The organism is Halomonas sp. NyZ770 (assembly GCF_020616575.1).
Taxonomy (GTDB): domain Bacteria; phylum Pseudomonadota; class Gammaproteobacteria; order Pseudomonadales; family Halomonadaceae; genus Vreelandella; species Vreelandella hamiltonii.
This window is the reverse complement of sequence record NZ_CP085143.1, coordinates 3,865,258-3,884,756: the sequence shown is the minus strand read 5'-3', so window position 1 is coordinate 3,884,756 and position 19,499 is coordinate 3,865,258. Positions and strand designations below refer to the sequence as shown.

The following is a 19,499-nucleotide window of genomic DNA, read 5'->3' as shown; positions in this document are numbered from 1 at the left end:
AGAATCGAAACATGGTCACGTTAGATGCCATCACCTTTGATCTGGACGACACCCTGTGGGACAACCACGGCGTCATGCTCACCACCGAAGAGGGCCACTACCGCTGGTTATTGACGGCGCTGGCGGCCTGGCGAGCGGCCCGCCAGGAGCCGCCGCTGGCACTGGACTACGATGCAGGCGTGGCAGACTATCTGCAGCGCCGCCAGCAGTGGGCCAGCCAGGTGCCCGAGCGTCGCGGCGACTTCACCTGGCTGCGGCTACGGGCGCTGGAAGCGCAGCTGGAGGCCAGCGGGCTACCGCGCAGCGCGGCGCTGCTGTGGGCCGCCGCCGCGATGAACGAGTTTCACCGTCTACGGGTGCAGGTCACGCCTCACCCGGAGGCTGATGGCTTGCTGGCCGCGCTGGCTCAGCGCTATCGGCTGGCTGCCATCACCAACGGCAACATTCATCTCAAGCGCCAGCCGCTGGCCGCCCACTTTCCCATAGCGATTGCGGCCGGTGAGCTACTCGCCCCCAAACCGGACCCCAAGCCGTTTTTGACCGCGCTCGAACGGCTCGGTACCGTGCCTGCCCGGGCCATGCATGTGGGCGATTCATGGCAAGAGGATGTGCTGCCCGCGCAGCAGTTGGGCATGCACGCGGCCTGGGTGGCCGAACGTGGCGATCAGGCGCTGCCCGCCAGAGTGCATCGCATTGCCCACGTGAAGGAGTTGCCAACGCTGATTGCATGGCTGGAGCAGCGCCGGTGAAGACGCACCTGACGCACGCTCAGTGTTCGGTTTCCTCGGGCGTATGCAGCCAGCGGTCCAGGGTCTGGGAAAGCGTGTCCACGCCCTGACGCTTGAGGGAGGAGAAGAGCTGTACCGAGACCAGGTCTTCCCACTCTTTCAGGCGTGAACGAACCTTCTGCAGCGCAGCGCTGGCAGGCCCTTTCTTCAGCTTGTCGGCCTTGGTCAGCAGAATATGCACCGGCATGCCCCGCTGGTCGGCGAACTCCAGCATCATCTGGTCGAATTCGGTGAGCGGGTGACGCACGTCCATGAGCAGGACCAGGCCACGCAGGCTGAAGCGGCCGCGCAGGTATTCGGAAAGGTGCTGCTGCCACTCGATCTTGACCGCTTCCGGTACTTTGGCATAGCCATAGCCGGGCAGGTCGACCAGGCGGCGACTTTCATCGTTCATCACGCTGAAAAAGTTGATCAGTTGCGTACGCCCGGGGGTGCGCGAGGTGCGTGCCAGCGCGTTCTGCTGGGTCAGCGCGTTGATGGCGCTGGACTTGCCCGCATTGGAGCGCCCGGCAAATGCCACTTCGGCGCCGGTGTCGTCCGGGCACAGGGCCAGCGTGGGGGCGCTGATCAAGAATCGCGCAGTAGGGTAGTTCAGTCGTGGGACTGGGCTATCATGAAGGGTAGACATGATGGTGTTCCTGAAAACAGACATGAAAGAGGGCTCATCGAGCCATCCTGCAGGGATCGCCAAGGTACCGCGACGAATTACCCCAAAAGCAGACATGGACTTGCATTCCCGCCGCTTGGGTGATTCGTTATAATGCATGAGGTTCATAACTGCGACCTGGGGCGCTAGTGTACCATCGCGCTCTAGCCAGCAGCGACCAACAACATGTTGTTCGTTTCGGCGGAGCTGACCCTGGTAGTGTGCAGAGCCTGGGCAGCGCCCAGGGTGCGTACCAGTCAATAATCAAACGGCATAGTGGAATAGCAATGAGAAAGTTACTGGCAAGCCTGGCAATTACCATGGGTGCCGTTGGCACCGCTCACGCCCAAACGGACCTTCAAGCCGACGCAGATGCGGCCGCTGGTCGCGAAATGGCACAAACCTGCGCTGCCTGTCACGGCCAAGCGGGTATCAGCCCTTCGGGCGCTTTCCCTAACCTGGCCGGACAGCAGATGTCCTATCTGGCCAAGCAGATCATGGACATTCGTGACGGCGACCGCATGGTCCCCACCATGGCAGGTCAAGTAGACGACTTCTCCGACCAGGATGCCTGGGACGTGGCGGCCTTCTTTGCCGGTCAGGACGCCAACCTGGGTCAAACCAGCGATGAAGACGCCGAGCTGCTCGCCCGCGGTGAAGAGCTGTATCGCGCAGGCGACATGAGCAAAGGCATTCCTGCCTGCAGCGCATGCCATACGCCCACCGGTGTCGGCATCGGCAGTGCCGTCTATCCGGCGCTGTCGGGTCAGCACGTGGAGTACACCATCTCCACCCTGCAGGATTTCGCATCAGGCGAGCGTACCAACAGCCCCAACAACCTGATGGGCGATATCGCTTCCAAGATGAGCGATCGTGACATGGAAGCGGTTGCGAACTACGTATTGGGCCTGAACTAAGCGCTCGATGCTGTGCCCCATCCTGCGTGGTACCGGCAGGATGGGGAACCTGCCTGTGCAAGCGGTGGTCTTAGCCTCGCCCTTATTGGCTCGCTTATTCTGGAGAGTTCTCGCTATGTTGAAAACGTTGATGGTCGCCCTGGCTGGTCTAGGTCTTTCCGCTGGGGTCAGTGCTCAGGAGTTGGTGGAAGGCCAGCACTACACGCTGCTGGCGTCTCCGGTCGCCACGCAGGTGGAAGAAGGCCAAATTGAAGTGACCGAAGCGTTCTGGTTTGGCTGCCCGCACTGCTATCGGTTGCAAGAGCATGTCAACGACTGGTACGACACGCTGGAAGACGACGTCAGTGTGATTCACATGCCGGCCACCATGGGCGGTGACTGGAATACTCACGCCACGGCCTTCTACGCCGCTCAGTCACTGGGCATCGAAGAAGAACTGCATGCAGACTTCTTCGATGCAATTCACCAGGATGGCCGCTCTCTGACCGACCCTGACGACATTGCCAAGTTCTTCACCAATTACGGCGTCAGTGAAGAAGAAGCCAAGCAGGCGTTGACCGCTTTCAGCGTACGCAGCGATGTCAACAAGGCCAACAGCCGCATGCGTGAAATGCGCCTGATGGGGGTTCCGGCCATCGTGGTGGATGGTCGCTATGTGGTATCGCCGCAAACCGCAGGCAGCCTCGAGAACATGCCGCGCATTGCCGATGCCCTGGTGGAAAAAGTGCGTAACGAGCGCGCTCAATAACCGTGCTCGAACACGGCACTACCGGTGAGCCTGTGGGCTCACCAAAGGCGCCCCCCGCTCCCTTGCTGGAGCGGGGGCACTTGCGACTGCTGACGTTCAATCTGCAGGTGGGTATCCAGACCTCTGCCTATCACCATTACCTCACCCGCAGCTGGCAACACTTCTTGCCACATCCCCAGCGCTTGAAGCGCCTGGCGATGATGGGCACTATACTCGAGCAGTTCGATGTGGTGGGTTTGCAGGAAGTAGACGGCGGCAGCTTTCGCTCCAGCCGTGTCAATCAGGTGGAGTTCCTTGCCGCCCAGGCCAGGTTTCCGCACTATTTTCAGCAGTTGAATCGCAACTTGGGCAAGTTCGCCCAGCACAGCAACGGGCTACTGTCGCGGCTGGTGCCGAGCCGTATCGAAGAGCATCGGCTGCCCGGGATGCTGCCAGGGCGAGGCGCGATTCATGCCCGCTATGGCGATGGCCCCGATGCCCTGCACATCTTCGTGGCCCACTTGGCCTTGAGCCATCGTGGCCGAGTACGCCAGCTGGACTACCTTAGCGACATCATTCAGCCACTGCGCCATGTGGTCGTGATGGGGGATCTCAACTGCACGCCGGATCAACTTCATGCCCACGAGCGTTTCAGCACATCGTTGCCGCTGCATCCGGTGAAGCCGCTGCTCAGTTACCCCTCCTGGCAGCCCCGTCGGGCGCTGGACCATATCCTGCTGTCCCAAACGCTGGAAGCCGCAGAAGTGCGCGTGCTGGATCATCTGTTTTCCGATCACTTGCCCATCGCGGTCGACCTGCCCTTGCCCGCGGCCTGCGTCAGTGCGCTGGCAGAGGCCGAACATGCGCAAACCCATGAGCGTTCATAGCCAGACGTGCCGCCCAGACGTATGGATAAGCGTTTAATCCTGTGAATGGGGATGACGTCAGGCCCAGAATCAGCGATGATTCTGGGCCGTTTTTATTCATGCTGGGACATCTGCTATGCCGACGAGTGCTCAAGAGCCACGTTTATTGCGTTGGCTGGACTGCGTAACCGAGGGGATTGGCCGAGCCATTGCTTGGCTGGTGATCATCATGATGCTGGTCCAGTTTGCCATTGTCATCATGCGCTACTGGTTGGGCATCAACAGCATCGTCATGCAAGAGTCGGTGATGTACATGCACGCCGCAGTGTTCATGCTGGGTGCCGCCTGGACCCTCAAGCGCGATGGCCATGTACGCGTCGATATTTTCTATCGCCGCCTGTCCGACCGTGGGCGGGCCTGGATCGACCTGATGGGCACGCTGCTGCTGCTGATTCCGGTGTCGATCTTCATCGCCGTCAGCAGCTTTCATTACGTACGCAGCAGTTGGGCCATCATGGAGCGCTCACCAGACGGCGGCATTCCCGGCGTCTACCTGCTAAAGACGCTCATGCTGGTGATGGTGGCGCTGCTGCTGCTGCAGGCGGTGGCACAGCTGATTCGTCAGACCTTGATATTGCGCGGCAAACTGCCTACCACGCCCCCTGCTCACGAGGAGATCATCTAGTGCTGGCGACCTTATTAGACATGATGCCGCTGGTACTCTTTGCTGCGGTCTGTATCGTCCTGATGCTGGGGTATCCGGTGGCGCTTTCGCTGGCGGGCACCGCATTGGCCTTTGCCGGGTTCGGGCTGCTGCTGCAGTCCATAGGCGTGGATGTACCCTTCGAAGCGCGCATGATGAACGCCATGCCCAACCGGCTTTACGGCATCATGACCAATGCCACGCTGCTGGCGGTGCCGCTGTTCGTGCTCATGGGCGTCCTGCTGGAGAAGTCTCGGGTAGCGGAAACGCTGCTGGACGCCATGGCCATGGCCTTCGGCGCGCTGCGCGGCGGCCTGGGTATCGCGGTGGTCATCGTCGGCATGCTGCTGGCGGCTTCTACGGGGATCGTCGGGGCCACGGTCGTCACCATGGGGCTTCTGTCGCTGCCCACGATGTTGAAGCGCGGCTACTCGCCCGCGCTGGCCACGGGCACGATCTGCGCCACGGGTACGCTGGGGCAGATCATTCCTCCCTCGATAGCGCTGGTGCTGCTGGGCGACGTACTTTCCAACGCCTACCAGCAGGCGCAGCTCTCCATGGGCGTGTGGAGCCCGAAAACCCTGTCGATTGGGGACTTGTTCATTGGCGCATTGGTGCCCGGCCTGTTGCTGGTCGTGGTGTATATCCTCTATCTGCTGATGGTGGCATGGTTGAAGCCGGAGGCGGCACCGGCGGCGGACCGCGCAGCGCTGAAGGCCGAGCTGGGACACACTGGGAGCATCTGGCCGCTGCTGTTGAAAGGCTTGCTGCCTCCGGTACTGCTGATCGTGGCGGTGCTTGGCTCGATTCTGGGGGGCTTTGCAACGCCTACCGAAGCGTCGGCGGTGGGCGCGTTTGGCGCGCTGGTACTGGCGGCGACCAATCGCCAGTTGAGTATCAAGATGCTCAAGGAAACGCTGCACTCTACGGCGCAGGTCACCAGCATGGTGTTCCTGATCTTGATTGGCGCTGCGCTGTTTTCACTGGTGTTTCGCGCTTACGGCGGTGAAGAGCTGGTCACCGAGCTGTTCGAAGCCATGCCGGGCGGCGTGGTCGGGGCCACGCTGGTGGTCATGCTGGTGATCTTCCTGCTGGGCTTCATTCTCGACTTCATCGAAATCACCTTCGTGGTGGTGCCCATCGTCGGGCCCGTCCTGCTGGCCATGGGCGTAGACCCCATCTGGCTGGGCATCATGATCGCGGTCAACCTGCAAACCTCGTTTTTGACCCCGCCGTTCGGTTTTGCGCTGTTCTACCTGCGCGGCGTGACCCCAGCCAGCGTGCCGACCTCGGCCATTTACAAGGGCGTGATCCCATTCATCATTCTTCAGTTGGGCATGCTGTTGGCGCTGGCGATTTTCCCCGGCATCGCCACTTGGCTACCCTCTGTTCTCTAAGAGGTGAGGAGCGTCATGATTGCCAACGTATTGACCATCGCTGGCTCCGATCCCTCTGGCGGGGCGGGCATCCAGGCGGATCTGAAGACCTTCTCCGCGCTGGGCACCTACGGCACCAGCGTGATCACGGCGCTGACCGCCCAAAACACTTGTGGTGTCGCCGGGGTACATGGCGTCTCGGTGGCGGCCATCCGTCAGCAGTTGGAGCACCTGCTGGCCGATGTGCATATTGATGCCGTGAAGATCGGCATGGTGGCCAGCCGTGACGTGGCACAGACCATTGCCGACGTGCTGCGGCAGCGTCGCCCACGCTGGATCGTGCTGGATCCGGTCATGGTCGCGAAGAGCGGTGACGTCCTGGTGGACGATGCCGGCATCCGCGCCGTGCGCGATATTCTGGTGCCCCTGGCGGACGTGATCACTCCCAATCTTCCCGAAGCCGCCGTGCTGCTGGACCGCTCGCGGCCCGCATCGCTGGAAGACATGGAGTCGCTGCTGCCGGAGCTGGTGGCGCTGGGTGCGCCTTACGTGGTGCTCAAGGGTGGGCACCTGCGGGGTGAAACCTGCCCGGATTTGCTGGCCTCCCCTCAGGGCCAGCGCTGGCTGGCCGCCGAGCGGATTGCCACCGACAACCTGCACGGCACCGGCTGTGCGTTGTCATCGGCGATCACGGCATGCCTGGCCAAGCTGCCCCCGCAGGCAAGCAGCGAGGCCCCCATCGAAGCGATCACCACCGCCAAGCAGTGGTTGCACGAGGCCCTGGCCGCCAGCGAACGCCTGAACGTGGGCCAGGGAAGAGGCCCGGTTCACCACTTTCATGCCTGGTGGTAGTCGTCGCTGGAAGCGCCCAATGACTCAGGGCCTGCGCCGATAAAAGACGGCTTGCGAGATAGGCGAACGGGCACCATGCTGAAGGGTGCCCGTTTAATCCAACCGGCTGCGCTATTCGGCCAAGGAGCACGCCATGTCTCGCTCGCTGCTGTTTGCCTCCGATCTTTCCCAGGAAAATCGCGCCGCGTTTGCACGCGCTCTGCGCCTTGCCCATGAGCAAGGGGCGGCCTTGAGTGCACTGCACGTACTCGACCCTTATCTGCCGCACCGTACCCTGCATGACCTGGAACAGGCCGTCAGTGATGATATCAGCGCCACGCTGACGGATTTGCGCGAAGACTACGCCCTGGCGATGCCGCCGCTGATGATCCAGACCGTGGTGGGCGAGCCCCACGCGGAAATTGTCCGCGAGGCCCACGAGCGTCAAGCATCGCTGATCGTGCTGGGTATGCACCGCAAACGAGGCCAGAAGGAACTGCTGCAGGGCACCACCATGATGCGCGTGCTGCGCAGCGCACCATGCCCCGTGGTCGTCGCGTTCACCCCGCCGACGCAGTCCTGGCGGCATATCGTGGTGCCCATCGATTTTTCACTCACTGCACGCCAGACGCTCAAGGAAGCCCTGATACGCTTTCCGGAAGCGCAGATTACTCTGCTGCATGCCTGGAGCCTGCCCGGCGAGCGTGAGCTGGGTAATCAGGCCTTCTACGCCCAGTGGCGAGACCATGAGGTCAACCGGCTGCGTACGGCGCTGGACAACGAAGTCGATAGCCTGATGGACGAACTGCAGGGCGTGCCTGATACGCAGCTGGTACTGGAGCCGGGCAACCCCTGCGATGTGCTCGGCGACTATATCAAGCGCCATTCGCCTGACCTGGTGATGCTGGGAAGCCGCAGCCGACCCCAGCAGCCCAACCCGCTTACCGAGATGCTGCTGAGCGAGCCGCACTGCGATGTGATGATTTGTCGGCCCTGGTAGCACCGCGCGCCATTGGTTGTACGGAACCTTTACGCATAGCGTGGGTATGTATAGCGTAGAGGTTCCTGTTCCTTCTGTTTCAAGAGGAAAATATCGTGCGGCGACTCAAGCAATCCACTCCGTTCACCATCCTGTTACTGCTGGCAGCATCGCTGTGGGCATCGGCGGCCATGGCCAGCAGTGTCACCGAGCGTGGTGAGCAGTTTGACCGTGTGGTCGAAGACCAAGGGCAGCGCTATTCCCTGCTAGGCAGTGGCGTGTTCCGCTACATGATCTGGACGGCCTACGCGGGGGCCTACTACCAGCTGGAGGGCGAAAACGAGCCGCAACCGCTGGGCGACGTGCCGCGCCGCCTGGAACTGGCTTATTTTCACGCCATTTCTGCCAGCGACTTTGCCGATGCCACCGAAAAAACCTTGCGTGACTCCCTGACGTTATACGAATTCAACCAGATTCATGACAGCATGGCGCAGCTCAACCAGCGCTATCAGGATGTCTCGCCCGGCGACCGTTACCTGTTGAGCTGGGACGGCGAGCAGCTGCGCCTGGCCCTCAATGGCGAAACGCTCTTCGAGGATGACAGCGCCGAGTTTGCTCGGGCCATGTTTGGTATCTGGCTGGGTGAGCGCCCGCTGGGTGAAAGCTTTCGGGATGCCCTGTTAGGGCGGAGCTGAACTGCGCTAGACTCTTGCCCCTGAAGAGCAGACATCACCCAGGGGTAAGCGTGACGTGAAGGCTTTGATTCAACGGGTAACCACCGCCAGCGTGACGGTGGAGGGGCAGGTCATCGGCGCCATTGATCACGGGCTCATGGCGCTGATCGGCGTCGAAAAAGGCGACAGCGAGGCCAATGCCGACAAGCTGTTGCACAAGCTGCTGAATTACCGCGTGTTCAGTGACGAGGCGGGCAAGATGAACCATAACCTGCAGCAGGCCCAAGGGGGCTTGTTGCTGGTATCCCAGTTCACGCTGGCCGCCGATACCCGCAAGGGATTGCGGCCGGGCTTCTCCAGCGCCGCACCGCCGGAGGAAGGTGAGCGGCTATTCGATTACCTGGTGGCGCGCGCGCAGCAAGCGGGCCCACCGGTGGCCACCGGGCAGTTTGGCGCCGACATGCAGGTGGCGCTGGTCAACGATGGCCCGGTGACCTTCATGCTGGAAGGGTAGCGGAAAAACCTCAGGCGTTTTCGCTGGCCAGCAGTTCGGCTTCCATGGCTTCCAGCGCCTCTTCGGCGGCCAGCCAGGCCTGCTCGGTGCGCTCCAGCTCGACCTTGGCATCGGCTTGCCGGGCCAGCGCCTGGGTCAGTTCCGCCTTGCGGGCGTTGTCGGTATACAGCGTGGCATCGGCCAGCACGGTTTCGACTTCCTCCAGCGCCGCCTGGGCCTTCTCCATCTGTTTTTCGGCCTGATCACGAACCTTTTTCAAGGGGCGCAGCTTTTCACGCAGCTCGGCGGCAGCCTTGCGAGCGGCCTTGCGGTCGGTCGTGGGCTGCTGCCCCTGGCGTTCGCTCTTCTCGCTGCGTGCGTCGCGGCGGCTCTCTTCCAGGCGTGCTTTCAGCCAGGCGCGGTAATCCTCCAGGTCGCCATCGAACGGCTCGACCCGATGGTCGGCCACACGCCAGAACTCATCGACCGTGGCGCGCAGCAGGTGACGGTCATGGGAAACCAGGATGACCGTGCCCTCGAAGGCGGCCAGCGCTTCGGTGAGCGCTTCGCGCATTTCCAGGTCCAGGTGGTTGGTCGGTTCGTCCAGCAGCAGCAGGTTGGGTTTTTGCCAGGCCACCAGCGCCAGCGCCAGGCGCGCCTTCTCGCCCCCCGAGAAGGTCGCCACCTCGCCGAAGGCGTCATCGCCCTTGAAACCGAAGCCGCCCAGGAAATTGCGAATGTCCTGATCGCTGGCAGTAGGGGAGAGGCGCTGGACGTGGACAAACGGGGTGGTGGTCACGTCCAGCCCTTCCAACTGATGCTGGGCAAAGTAACCAATCGCCAGATGCTCGCCGGGCACCCGCTTGCCCTCCAGCAGGGCCAGCTCGCCGGTCAGCGATTTGATCAGCGTGGATTTGCCCGCGCCGTTGGGCCCCAGCAAGCCAATGCGGCTACCGGGTAGCAGGGTGATATTGACCTTTTCCAGCTGCACGACATCGGCCGCTTCGCTGCGATATCCCAGGGTTGCCTGGTCCAGCACCAGCAGGGGGTGAGAAGTCTTGTCGGCGGCGGGTAGCGTGAAGTGGAAGGGCGAGTCCACGTGCGCCATGGCGATATCTTCCATGCGCTCGAGCATCTTCATGCGGCTCTGGGCCTGGCGAGCCTTGGTCGCCTTGGCCTTGAAGCGGGCGATGAACCGCTCTATTTCCTCACGGCGCGCCTGCTGCTTGGCGGCTTCGGCCTGCTGGAGCGCAAGCTTCTCGGCGCGGGTACGCTCGAAGCGTGAGTAGTTGCCCCGGTAAAGCTCCAGGGTCTGCTGATGCATGTGGACGATATGGTCACACACGGCATCCAGGAAGTAGCGGTCGTGGGAGATCAGCAGCAGCGTGCCTGGGTAACGTACCAGCCACTGCTCCAGCCACAGCAGTGCATCCAGGTCCAGGTGGTTGGTCGGCTCGTCGAGCAGCAGCAGGTCGGAAGGCATGAACAGGGTGCGGGCCAGGTTGACTCGCATACGCCAGCCACCGGAAAAATCGGAAAGCGGGCGCTGCAGGTCGGCCTGTATGAAGCCCAGCCCCACCAGCAGCTGGGCGGCGCGGGAGGCGGCGCTGTAGCCATCCAGCGTCTCGATCAGGCCGTGCAACTCGGCTTCACGGTGGGCATCCCCCGCCTGCTGGGCGGCCAGCAGGTCGGCTTCGGCCTGGCGCAGGGCATGATCGCCATCCAGCACGTACTCGACGATGGGCCGGTCCAGCGCTTCCACTTCCTGAGCCATGTGTGCGATACGCTGGCCACCGCTCATCTCTACATCGCCCTGGTCCGGGCCCAGCTCGCCCAGCAGCAGCTTGAACAGGCTCGACTTGCCCGCCCCGTTGGCCCCGATGATGCCTGCCTTGACTCCGTTGTGCAGGGTCAGGTCGGCGCTTTCCAGGAGCGTTTGCGTACCTCGTTGCAGGGCGACTTGGCGCAGTGCGATCATGCTTTCTCCCGAAACCAGTGGGTAAATTCATGGATTCTAACCGATTGCAGGACTTGCAGCAGGCTTTGCAGCATCGTTCGTTGTGGGATTTTGCGCTGGCCTTTTACGCCCAGCCCGGTGTGGAGCAGGCGTGCTTGACGCTACAGGACGCCGCCGACGTGGATGTCTGCGAATTGCTGTTTCACGGATGGCTGTATTGCCACGGCCTCCAGGCCAAACGTGAGGTGCTTGCCGATATCAGCCGTGAGCGAGCGCACTGGCAGCGCCAGTTTACCGAGCCGTTACGTCACCTGCGCCGTGAATTGAAGCCTCAAGCGGCTGAGGATGAGGCCATCGATACGTTGCGCAAGAGCATCAAAACTGCCGAGCTGCAGGCCGAGCGTGTAAATCTTCAACGTTGGCAGCAGTGGGCGCAGGCTTCCGAGCATGTCTCGCAGCGTTTGGAGGAAATTGATGATAGCGTGCAAGATCGTGGCATTTGGCTGCAGAAGAGGCTCTTTTTTGCCAAGGTTGACAGCGCTTCGTTGAGTGGTTCACGCGCATGCGATGGCATCTTCCCTGCGCTTGAATGTCTGGCAAGTCAGCTTGACCACTGTAAATCACCACGCTAGCCTGAAATTAAGCTGTTTTTGAATAACCTGTGACCACTTGTGTGGCAATCGCCCGCTAACCCACAGCAATGAACCCAGCAGCCATTAATCGATAAGTGAAAGCGTTTCTGCGTGTTAGCGGTTGATCAGGACAGCACTGGACAGACAACACTAACTTCATGCGCACTCGTAGAGCGCGCTACCACTGTCAGGGAACTCTGTATGAAGCCAAACAAGTTTGTTTCGACCCGCTCACTCACCACGAAACTCATCACGTCCGCGAGCGTAGGTGCTCTGCTGCTGGGCCTGAGCTCCGCTGCGCAGGCAGATAACTGGCGTTATGCCCACGAAGAGTATGAAGGCGACGTTCAGGATGTCTTCGCCATGGCATTCAAGGAGTACGTGGAAGAGAACTCCGACCACACCGTCCAGGTATATCGTTTTGGCGAGCTGGGCGAGTCTGACGACATCATGGAGCAGACCCAAGCGGGTATTCTGCAGTTCGTCAACCAGTCGCCTGGTTTCACGGGCGCACTGATCCCCGAAGCGCAAATCTTCTTCGTGCCTTACCTGCTGCCCACCGATGAAGAAACGGTCATCGAATTCTTCAACTCCAGCACCGCGATTCATGAAACCTTCCCGGAGCTCTACGCGGAGCAGGGGCTGGAGCTGCTCAAGATGTACCCAGAAGGTGAGATGGTCGTCACCCTCGACGAGCCGTTTACCTCGCCAGACGAGCTGCGTGGCAAGAACATCCGCACCATGACCAACCCGCTGCTGGCGGAAACCTACCGCGCCTTCGGCGCCAGCCCCACGCCGCTGCCCTGGGGTGAGGTATATGGTGGCCTGCAAACCAACATTCTGCAGGGCCAGGAAAACCCCATCTTCTGGATCGAGTCGGGCGGCCTGTATGAAGTTTCCCCCAACTTGGTGTTCACCGGTCATGGCTGGTTCACCACGGCCATGATGGCCAACCAGGACTTCTTCGAAGGCCTCTCGGAAGATGATCAGCAGCTGGTGCGTGATGCCACGGAAGCGGCTTACGAGCACACCATGGAGCACATCTCGGGCTTGGCCGACGAGTCGCTGGAGAAAATCCAGGCCGCCTCGGATGACGTGACCGTGACCCGTCTCAATGAAGAGCAGATTCAAGCCTTCCGCGAGCGTGCGCCCCAGGTAGAAGAGCGCTTCGTGGAGATGACTGGCGAGCGCGGTGCGGCACTACTCGAGCAGTTCAAGGAAGACCTTGAAGCGGTGACCAGCAACTGATTCATGGCAAGGGCTTGGCAGGGCTGACGCCCACAATGCCCGCAAATGCGTGAAAGCAAAAGGGGTGGCCAAGTGCTGCCCCTTTTTTGTTCACCACTCCGTGAAGAGCAACACCCATCTACCGTGACACGGGTGCGGCTAATCAGCGTTGAATGGTGTGCTGTTTCAAGCCGCTACAGTAGCAAGGTAGACCGACAAGTTTAACGGGAACAGAGAGGAACAACTCCAATGGATATGAGCGAAGATGATGTTGCTGAAAAAAAGTATCGCTCTATGCTGCCTGGGCTGCTGGGTACCGTTGATACGTGGATCAGTAAAATGGAGGCCGTGATTCTGGCGACGGGCGTCATTCTGATGGCGATCAATACCGTGGCCAACGTCATTGGTCGCTTCGTGTTCGGTGAGAGTCTGCACTTTTCCGAAGAGGTCAACCGTATGCTGATCGTGCTGGTGACCTTTGCCGGGATTGGCTATGCCGCTCGGCATGGTCGGCATATCCGCATGTCGGCGATCTACGATGCGCTGCCCACAGGAGGGCGCCGCGCGCTGATGATTGTCATCAGCCTGTTCACGGCGCTAGTGATGTTCGTGCTGTGCTACTTCTCGATTGGTTACATCGACACCATCATGGGCCGCGGCCGTAGCTTGCCCTCCACGGGCATTCCGGCCTGGTGGATGTACGTCTGGGTGCCCGTGGGCTTTGCCGTCACCGGCATTCAATACGTCATGACGGCGATCACTAACCTGCTTTCGAAGGATGTGTACCTGTCCACGCATGTGGTGGACGGCTACAAGGACACCGAAACCGAAGTCTAGGCAGCGAGGAAACACGCATGACTGCGACGATAATAACCCTCATGATCGTGCTGCTGCTGCTCGGCTTCCCGATGATGATCCCCTTGATGACCGCGGCCTTCGTGGGCTTTTTCATGAGCTTCGGCGGCCTGGGCCAGATGGAAACGCTCATTCAGCAGATGATGCGCGGCATCAGCCCCACCGCGCTGATTGCGGTGCCCATGTTCATTCTGGCAGCCGACATCATGACCCGCGGGCAGTCGGCCAACCGATTGATCGACATGGTGATGACCTTCGTGGGCCATGTCAAAGGCGGCCTGGCCGTCAGTACGGCGGTCTCCTGCACGCTGTTTGGTGCCGTGTCCGGGTCTACCCAGGCCACCGTGGTGGCCGTGGGCTCCCCGTTGCGCCCGCGCATGCTGAAGGCAGGCTACAAAGATCCCTTCACCCTGGCGCTGATCATCAACTCCAGCGACATCGCCTTTTTGATACCGCCCAGTATCGGCATGATCATTTACGGGGTGGTATCACAAACGTCGATTGCCGAGCTTTTCATTGCCGGTATCGGGCCCGGCCTGCTGATTTTGGCCATGTTTTCTGCCTATTGCATCATCTATGCCATCGTCAACAAGGTGCCCACCGAGCCCAAGGCCAGCTGGAAAGAGCGAGCCGTGGCCGTGCAAAAGGCGCTGTGGCCGCTGGGCTTTCCGGTACTGATCGTCGGTGGCATTTATGGCGGGGTGTTTAGCCCGACCGAGGCGGCGGCGGCCTGCGTACTGTACGCCTTCCTGCTGGAATTCGTGATTTTCCGTTCGCTGAAGCTGCCGGACATGTTCACCATTGCCAAGTCCACGGGCTTGATCACCGCCGTGGTGTTCATCCTGGTGGCGGCAGGCAACGGCTTCTCGTGGATCATCTCGTTTGCCCAGATCCCGCAGACGATTCTGGGCACCTTCGGAATCAACGAAGCGGGGCCCGTGGGCGTGCTGGTGGCCATTTCGATAGCCTTCTTCGTGGCCTGCATGTTCGTCGATCCCATCGTGGTGATTCTGGTGCTGACCCCCATTTTTGCACCGGCGATTGCGGCTTCGGGGCTGGACCCGGTTCTGGTGGGGGTACTGATCACCCTGCAGGTGGCCATTGGCTCGGCAACGCCGCCCTTTGGGTGTGACATCTTTACCGCCATTGCGATTTTCAAACGGCCTTACCTGGAAGTGATCCGCGGCACGCCGCCCTTCATTTTCATGCTGATTCTCGCGGCGGCCCTGATCATCATGTTTCCGCAGATTGCGCTGTTCCTGCGCGACCTTGCTTTCCGCTAGCCGCCAGGAGCGCTTATGTTCAACCGCATCTTGATTCCTGTGGATGGCTCCAAGGGGGCCATCAAGGCGCTGGAGAAGGCCGTTGGCCTGCACATGCTCACTGGGGCAGAGCTCTACCTGCTGTGCGTGTTCAAGCATCACAGCCTGCTGGAAGCGTCGCTCTCCATGGTGAGACCCAACAAGCTCGACCTGCCGGACGATGCCTTGAAGGAGTACGCCACCGAAATTGCGGTGCACGCCAAGTCGCATGCCATCGAACTGGGGGCCGATAGCCTGCGCGTGCGCGCTTTCGTCAAGGGCGGGCGCCCCTCGCGTACCATCGTGCGCTTTGCGCGCAAGCGGGAGTGCGATTTGATCGTGATCGGCGCCCAGGGCACCAACGGCGAGAAGAACCTGCTGTTGGGCAGCGTGTCCCAGCGCGTGGCTGGGGCGGCACACTGCCCTACGCTAGTGGTGTAAACCTCTGCGGCATCCTGTTGTCTGAAGAGAACGCCTGAACAACACCCGCCGCGTCAGGTAATGCAGCCTGACGCGGCGGGTGTTAGTCTTTAGGGATTCGACAACACGTTGGCGCGCTGCGCCGCTGGATAAGGTTTTTCCATGAAAGCACTTGTGACTTCTACTGCCCTGACTGGTTTGTTGCTGGTAGCACCGTTCGCCGCCGCAGCCCCCGAGACCGACGAGCAACGCCTGGCTTACAGCCTGGGGGTGACGTTGGGCGAGAGCATGCAGGCGGATATCGAAGATCTGGATCTCGATGCCTTCACCGATGGCATGCGCGACGTTTTCGACGGCAATGAGCTGGCGATGAGCGAAGAAGAGATGATGGAAGCGCTGATGAACTTCCAGGAAAGCTCCATGGAGGCCCGCGAGCAGCAGGCCGCTGAAATTGCCCAGCTGAACCTGGAAGAAGGCCAGGCCTTCCTGGAAGAGAACGCCGAGCGTGAGGGTGTGGAAGTCACCGAGTCGGGCCTTCAATATGAAGTGCTGGAGTCTGGCGATGGCGCCACGCCCGGACCTGAAGATACCGTGGAAGTGAACTACGAAGGCATGCTGCTGGATGGCACCGTGTTCGATAGCTCCTTCGAGCGTGGCCAGTCGGTCAGCTTCCAGGTGAATCAGGTCATCGAAGGTTGGCAGGAAGCGCTGCAACTGATGAGCGTGGGCGACAGCTGGATGCTCTATATCCCTGCCGAGCTGGCTTACGGCGAGCGCGGTCAAGGTCCGATCGGTCCGAACGAGATGCTCACTTTCCGCGTTGAACTGCTGGGCGTCGAGTAACCCATGCCTGCCGCCATTGCTTATCGCCTGCTGGGCGTATTGATGCTCATGGGTGGCAGTGCTGCCCATGTGCAGGCGGACACGCCGCCAGCTGATCTGCCTGCGTTGGGTGCGGTGCCCGAAGCTGCGTCGGTGGTGGGTGTCTCGTCGGGTGGCTACATGGCCACGCAGTTGGCCGTTGCCTGGCCAGAGCATTTCAGTGGCCTGGGGGTGCTGGGCGCAGGCCCCTGGGGCTGCGCCCAGGGGGCGCTGAGCCTGGCGCTCAACCAGTGCATGATGATTCGCCGAGGCTTGCCCGCGCTGGATACGCTGGAACAGCGCCATGAGCGTTATGCGGCACTGGAGCAAGTAGGCAGCCGCGAGGCGTTGCGCCAGCTCAGAGCCTACGTGTGGCACGGCGAATCCGACGCAACGGTATCTCCCGCGCTGGGTGATCTGTTGGCCAAGCAGTGGCAGCGCTGGCTGGCAGAGCCCGACGAGCAGCTGCGCCATGTGCAGCGTGAGAACACCGGCCACGGCTGGCCGGTGGCGATGCCCAAGGATGCCCCCATCGACCCCCAATCCCTGGGCGACTGCCATCTGGGCGGCGGTAGTCACGTACTGGCCTGTGGCGACAATGTGGCCGCCGATATGCTGGACTGGCTCTACCCCGAACGGTCCGTGCAGGAGAGTGAAGGCGAGTTACGGCGCTTCGATCAGTCCGAGTTTGCCGTCAAGGGCTTGGCCGATTCGGGCTATGTCTTCGTGCCCGAGGCGTGTGACGCGGGAGGCTGCCCCGTCACCGTGGCGTTGCATGGCTGCCAGATGAATGACCAAGCGATTGGCGACACCTTTGCTCGCTATAGCGGCCTGAACCGCTGGGCCGAGGAGCACGGGCAGATCATCCTCTACCCCCAGACCGAAAGCAGCATGGCCAACCCGCAAGCCTGTTGGGACTGGTGGGGGTTTGCCGAAAGTACATGGCAAATCAACCCTTTGCATGACACCCGAGAAGGCACGCAGGCTAAAGCCCTAATAGCCATGGTCGAGCGACTCCAAGAGGCGCCCGATACTCCCGCAGAGGAAAGCACGCAGGAGGCGGACTAGCCGCCCAGCTCGCTCTCCAGGGCAGATTTCAACCCATGGGGGGTAGGCGAATAGAGTACCCGCTGCAGGATGGTTCCCTCACGGTTCACCAGAAACAGTGACGCACTATGGTCGATGGTATAGGCCATGGCGGAATCCGGCGCCTCGACACGGCGCCAGATGATGCCATAGCGCTCGGCAACATCGCTCAACTGCTCCTGGCTGCCCACCAGCCCCACAAACTCCTCGCCGAAAAACTGCATGTATTCATTCATGCGCTCCAGCGTATCGCGTTCCGGGTCCACGGTGATCATCACCGGTACCACACGCTCACGCTGCTGTTCGTCCAGCTGTGACAGCACTTGGCGCTTCACGGCCTGGTTCATGGGGCAGACGTCTGGGCAGTAGGTGTAACCGAAAGAGACCACGGCGATCTCGTCGTCATCCAGTTGGGTCAGCGTAAAGTCGCCGTGGGTGGAGGGCATGGCAATGGGGCCGCCTTGCGGCTCGCCGTCGTTCGAAGGGGTGGCCAATTGATACATCCCGACGGCGCTGATCGTCAGCAGTACACCCAGCAGTGCCAACCCCCACACCAGCGGTTTACGTTTATTTGCTGCCGCCATGCCTTCAGCTCCTTGTGACATCGAAATCGAACCAGCTACCCAACTTGCCCTCGGGCGTATCGAGAATGACCCGAGCCCGCCAGGGCATGACGTCCTGGGTGCAAATGCCTACCTGCCCCTGGCCGTGGAAATGGCCGGGCGCCGTTTCGTTCAGCGTGAAACGGTGCAAGCCCATGTCCATGTCTCGGCCCACGAAGTCGACGGTCACCTGACTGGCGCTGACGCCGTCCACTTCGACGTCCAGAGGCAGCACTTCCAGCGCCTGGATACGCCCATGAGCATCGATGGAGAGGGCCAGGCGCCCCTTGTCTCCCAGCGTTGCCGAACATTGGCTACTATGCAAGTTGCACTCACCGCTGGGCGAGAACCAGACCACATCGCTGTCGCCCTTCAGCCAGTTGGCAAAGACATACCAGGTGCAGGCCGCCAGCGCGAGGCCCGTGATCAATATCAACACTTTTAGCGCTGGAAAACCCGTCGGCTCGACGGGTTCAGGCAATTTCTTCATGGCAGAATAGTCGCTACGCAAGCCGTGAGGCGGGGAAGTTGGATTCATGGTAACAGCTATCCAGCGGATGTCGCTGTGCTGGGATGTCGCACTTGATAAGGAAAACAAATGGAGAGTATTACGGGCGCGCTTGGTCCCTTGTTTCTACTGATTCTGCTGGGAGCGTTACTGGGCAACCGCCGCTGGCCCAGCAGTGAGTTCTGGGTACAGATGGAGCGCGTGATTTATTTCGTGCTGTTCCCCGCCATGCTGGTGGGCACGCTGGCCACCGCGGATGTCAGTCAGGTGCCTGTGGGGCGGCTGGCGCTGGTGCTGCTGGGGGCGATGGCGCTGTTTGGCATGGCGCTCTGGCATTTTCGGGGCTGGTTGGCTTTGGAGCCTGCGGCGTTCACGTCTGTCTTTCAGGGGGCCGTGCGCTTCAATACCTATGTGGGTGTCGCGGGTGCCGCCGCGCTGCATGGCAGCCTGGGGGCCACGACGGCTGCCGTGGCCGTGGCGCTAATGGTGCCTATCGTCAACGTGATGTGTGTCGCCAGCTTTGTGGCAGCGGGCACCCTGGGCAGTGCCAGCGTGGGCAAAAGCGCCCTGGCGCTGATCAAGAATCCGCTGATTCTGGGCTGTCTGGTGGGGATTGCCTTGAACGTGAGCGGCATCGGCCTGCCCGGCTGGAGCGAAGACACCGTCTCGCTGCTGGGGGGCGCTGCCTTGCCGCTGGGACTGGTGGCGGTCGGGGTGGCGCTGCGCCCGCGTGCGTTGCTGCGCTTCGACCGCGGTGTGCTGGCCACCAATACCATCAAGCTGGTGCTGATGCCTGTATTGGTGCTGGTGTTGGCCTGGGCGTTGAGACTGGACCCCGTCAGCCGAGACGTGGCGCTGCTTTTTGCGGCGCTGCCCACGGCCACATCGGCCTATATCCTGGCGCGACAGCTGGGCGGCGATGCCGAGCTCATGGCGGCGATCATCACTGGACAGACGCTATTGGCGATGCTGACGCTGCCGATGTGGCTGCAATGGGTAGGAGGATAAAAATAAATAAAAAGTATTCGCATTTGTGTTGACGTAGTAAAT

At 61.2% G+C, this 19,499-nt stretch carries 22 protein-coding genes; 18 read left to right on the top strand and 4 right to left on the bottom strand.

Going from position 1 to position 19,499, the window contains the following annotated elements; genetic code table 11:
- Positions 1 to 11 precede the first annotated feature (11 nt).
- On the top strand, positions 12 to 749 hold the full coding sequence (locus LG409_RS17940) for an HAD family hydrolase (RefSeq protein ID WP_189463832.1): 738 nt from the start codon (positions 12 to 14) through the stop codon (positions 747 to 749).
- A gap of 19 nt (positions 750 to 768) precedes the next feature.
- Here LG409_RS17940 and yihA read toward each other — a convergent pair whose 3' ends face one another.
- A complete protein-coding gene (gene yihA / locus LG409_RS17935; RefSeq protein WP_016915456.1) occupies positions 769 to 1,416 on the bottom strand; it encodes a ribosome biogenesis GTP-binding protein YihA/YsxC in 648 nt (215 codons plus the stop codon).
- Positions 1,417 to 1,721: 305 nt separating this feature from the next.
- Here yihA and LG409_RS17930 point away from each other — a divergent pair, with 305 nt between their 5' ends.
- From LG409_RS17930 to dtd, 9 genes are all read left to right on the top strand, one after another.
- Entirely contained in the window at positions 1,722 to 2,351 is a 630-nt protein-coding gene (locus LG409_RS17930; RefSeq protein WP_039178828.1) for a c-type cytochrome, read from the top strand.
- 115 nt (positions 2,352 to 2,466) lie between these two features.
- A complete protein-coding gene (locus LG409_RS17925; protein ID WP_227407332.1) occupies positions 2,467 to 3,099 on the top strand; it encodes a thiol:disulfide interchange protein DsbA/DsbL in 633 nt (210 codons plus the stop codon).
- Between the two features lie 2 nt (positions 3,100 to 3,101).
- Positions 3,102 to 3,965, top strand: a complete 864-nt coding sequence (locus LG409_RS17920; protein ID WP_446719088.1) for an endonuclease/exonuclease/phosphatase family protein — start codon at positions 3,102 to 3,104, stop codon at positions 3,963 to 3,965.
- Positions 3,966 to 4,080: 115 nt separating this feature from the next.
- Complete coding sequence (locus LG409_RS17915) at positions 4,081 to 4,629, top strand: TRAP transporter small permease subunit (RefSeq protein WP_218314035.1); 549 nt, start codon at positions 4,081 to 4,083, stop codon at positions 4,627 to 4,629.
- Positions 4,629 to 6,044 carry a TRAP transporter large permease gene (locus LG409_RS17910; protein WP_227407330.1) on the top strand — a complete coding sequence of 472 codons (1,416 nt, stop codon included), beginning with the start codon at positions 4,629 to 4,631 and terminating at the stop codon, positions 6,042 to 6,044. Before LG409_RS17915 ends, LG409_RS17910 begins: the two co-directional genes overlap by 1 nt.
- A 15-nt stretch (positions 6,045 to 6,059) precedes the next feature.
- Positions 6,060 to 6,875: a bifunctional hydroxymethylpyrimidine kinase/phosphomethylpyrimidine kinase gene (gene thiD, locus LG409_RS17905; protein ID WP_227407329.1), complete on the top strand. Its 816-nt coding sequence runs from the start codon at positions 6,060 to 6,062 to the stop codon at positions 6,873 to 6,875.
- A gap of 133 nt (positions 6,876 to 7,008) precedes the next feature.
- Complete coding sequence (locus tag LG409_RS17900) at positions 7,009 to 7,854, top strand: universal stress protein (RefSeq protein WP_189463835.1); 846 nt, start codon at positions 7,009 to 7,011, stop codon at positions 7,852 to 7,854.
- Between the two features lie 95 nt (positions 7,855 to 7,949).
- Positions 7,950 to 8,528 carry a chalcone isomerase family protein gene (locus LG409_RS17895; protein WP_227407328.1) on the top strand — a complete coding sequence of 193 codons (579 nt, stop codon included), beginning with the start codon at positions 7,950 to 7,952 and terminating at the stop codon, positions 8,526 to 8,528.
- A gap of 55 nt (positions 8,529 to 8,583) precedes the next feature.
- On the top strand, positions 8,584 to 9,021 hold the full coding sequence (dtd, locus tag LG409_RS17890; protein ID WP_096921805.1) for a D-aminoacyl-tRNA deacylase: 438 nt from the start codon (positions 8,584 to 8,586) through the stop codon (positions 9,019 to 9,021).
- A gap of 10 nt (positions 9,022 to 9,031) precedes the next feature.
- On the opposite strand, the gene LG409_RS17885 is transcribed toward dtd, so the two are convergent.
- Positions 9,032 to 10,978 carry an ABC-F family ATP-binding cassette domain-containing protein gene (locus tag LG409_RS17885; protein WP_227407327.1) on the bottom strand — a complete coding sequence of 649 codons (1,947 nt, stop codon included), beginning with the start codon at positions 10,976 to 10,978 and terminating at the stop codon, positions 9,032 to 9,034.
- Positions 10,979 to 11,022: 44 nt separating this feature from the next.
- Between LG409_RS17885 and LG409_RS17880 the strand changes: the two genes are divergently transcribed.
- The 7 genes from LG409_RS17880 (at position 11,023) to LG409_RS17850 (ending at position 17,321) form a co-directional block, all read left to right on the top strand.
- Positions 11,023 to 11,589: a TIGR02444 family protein gene (locus LG409_RS17880; RefSeq protein ID WP_227407326.1), complete on the top strand. Its 567-nt coding sequence runs from the start codon at positions 11,023 to 11,025 to the stop codon at positions 11,587 to 11,589.
- Between the two features lie 201 nt (positions 11,590 to 11,790).
- Positions 11,791 to 12,837 (top strand): TRAP transporter substrate-binding protein, encoded by a 1,047-nt coding sequence (locus LG409_RS17875; RefSeq protein ID WP_227407325.1) that lies wholly within the window; start codon positions 11,791 to 11,793, stop codon positions 12,835 to 12,837.
- A gap of 228 nt (positions 12,838 to 13,065) precedes the next feature.
- A complete protein-coding gene (locus LG409_RS17870) occupies positions 13,066 to 13,653 on the top strand; it encodes a TRAP transporter small permease (protein WP_227407324.1) in 588 nt (195 codons plus the stop codon).
- Positions 13,654 to 13,670: 17 nt separating this feature from the next.
- Positions 13,671 to 14,954 (top strand): TRAP transporter large permease, encoded by a 1,284-nt coding sequence (locus LG409_RS17865; protein ID WP_227407323.1) that lies wholly within the window; start codon positions 13,671 to 13,673, stop codon positions 14,952 to 14,954.
- Between the two features lie 15 nt (positions 14,955 to 14,969).
- Complete coding sequence (locus tag LG409_RS17860) at positions 14,970 to 15,413, top strand: universal stress protein (protein WP_016915442.1); 444 nt, start codon at positions 14,970 to 14,972, stop codon at positions 15,411 to 15,413.
- Positions 15,414 to 15,554: 141 nt separating this feature from the next.
- Positions 15,555 to 16,235, top strand: coding sequence for an FKBP-type peptidyl-prolyl cis-trans isomerase (locus LG409_RS17855; RefSeq protein WP_096921810.1), 681 nt, complete (start codon positions 15,555 to 15,557; stop codon positions 16,233 to 16,235).
- A 3-nt stretch (positions 16,236 to 16,238) separates the two neighbouring features.
- Entirely contained in the window at positions 16,239 to 17,321 is a 1,083-nt protein-coding gene (locus LG409_RS17850) for a PHB depolymerase family esterase (RefSeq protein WP_227407322.1), read from the top strand.
- Here LG409_RS17850 and LG409_RS17845 read toward each other — a convergent pair.
- Together LG409_RS17845 and LG409_RS17840 are read right to left on the bottom strand one after the other, a co-directional pair.
- Entirely contained in the window at positions 17,318 to 17,923 is a 606-nt protein-coding gene (locus LG409_RS17845) for an SCO family protein (RefSeq protein ID WP_227407321.1), read from the bottom strand. The two genes, LG409_RS17850 and LG409_RS17845, sit on opposite strands and share 4 nt — an antisense overlap.
- Before the next feature lie 4 nt (positions 17,924 to 17,927).
- Positions 17,928 to 18,479, bottom strand: coding sequence for a hypothetical protein (locus LG409_RS17840; protein ID WP_227407320.1), 552 nt, complete (start codon positions 18,477 to 18,479; stop codon positions 17,928 to 17,930).
- 60 nt (positions 18,480 to 18,539) lie between these two features.
- Here LG409_RS17840 and LG409_RS17835 point away from each other — a divergent pair, with 60 nt between their 5' ends.
- A complete protein-coding gene (locus LG409_RS17835; protein ID WP_227407319.1) occupies positions 18,540 to 19,457 on the top strand; it encodes an AEC family transporter in 918 nt (305 codons plus the stop codon).
- Positions 19,458 to 19,499: the final 42 nt, after the last annotated feature.

Excerpts from the sequence above, each read along its gene's own strand:
- LG409_RS17865 (WP_227407323.1), top strand. The coding sequence starts at position 13,671 with ATGACTGCGACGATAATAACCCTCATGATCGTGCTGCTGCTGCTCGGC.
- LG409_RS17845 (WP_227407321.1), bottom strand. The coding sequence starts at position 17,923 with ATGGCGGCAGCAAATAAACGTAAACCGCTGGTGTGGGGGTTGGCACTG.
- thiD (WP_227407329.1), top strand. The coding sequence starts at position 6,060 with ATGATTGCCAACGTATTGACCATCGCTGGCTCCGATCCCTCTGGCGGG.
- LG409_RS17835 (WP_227407319.1), top strand. The coding sequence starts at position 18,540 with ATGGAGAGTATTACGGGCGCGCTTGGTCCCTTGTTTCTACTGATTCTG.
- LG409_RS17900 (WP_189463835.1), top strand. The coding sequence starts at position 7,009 with ATGTCTCGCTCGCTGCTGTTTGCCTCCGATCTTTCCCAGGAAAATCGC.
- LG409_RS17915 (WP_218314035.1), top strand. The coding sequence starts at position 4,081 with ATGCCGACGAGTGCTCAAGAGCCACGTTTATTGCGTTGGCTGGACTGC.
- LG409_RS17875 (WP_227407325.1), top strand. The coding sequence starts at position 11,791 with ATGAAGCCAAACAAGTTTGTTTCGACCCGCTCACTCACCACGAAACTC.
- LG409_RS17850 (WP_227407322.1), top strand. The coding sequence starts at position 16,239 with ATGCCTGCCGCCATTGCTTATCGCCTGCTGGGCGTATTGATGCTCATG.
- LG409_RS17925 (WP_227407332.1), top strand. The coding sequence starts at position 2,467 with ATGTTGAAAACGTTGATGGTCGCCCTGGCTGGTCTAGGTCTTTCCGCT.
- LG409_RS17940 (WP_189463832.1), top strand. The coding sequence starts at position 12 with ATGGTCACGTTAGATGCCATCACCTTTGATCTGGACGACACCCTGTGG.
- LG409_RS17885 (WP_227407327.1), bottom strand. The coding sequence starts at position 10,978 with ATGATCGCACTGCGCCAAGTCGCCCTGCAACGAGGTACGCAAACGCTC.
- LG409_RS17855 (WP_096921810.1), top strand. The coding sequence starts at position 15,555 with ATGAAAGCACTTGTGACTTCTACTGCCCTGACTGGTTTGTTGCTGGTA.
- yihA (WP_016915456.1), bottom strand. The coding sequence starts at position 1,416 with ATGTCTACCCTTCATGATAGCCCAGTCCCACGACTGAACTACCCTACT.
- LG409_RS17840 (WP_227407320.1), bottom strand. The coding sequence starts at position 18,479 with ATGAATCCAACTTCCCCGCCTCACGGCTTGCGTAGCGACTATTCTGCC.
- LG409_RS17860 (WP_016915442.1), top strand. The coding sequence starts at position 14,970 with ATGTTCAACCGCATCTTGATTCCTGTGGATGGCTCCAAGGGGGCCATC.
- LG409_RS17930 (WP_039178828.1), top strand. The coding sequence starts at position 1,722 with ATGAGAAAGTTACTGGCAAGCCTGGCAATTACCATGGGTGCCGTTGGC.
- LG409_RS17870 (WP_227407324.1), top strand. The coding sequence starts at position 13,066 with ATGGATATGAGCGAAGATGATGTTGCTGAAAAAAAGTATCGCTCTATG.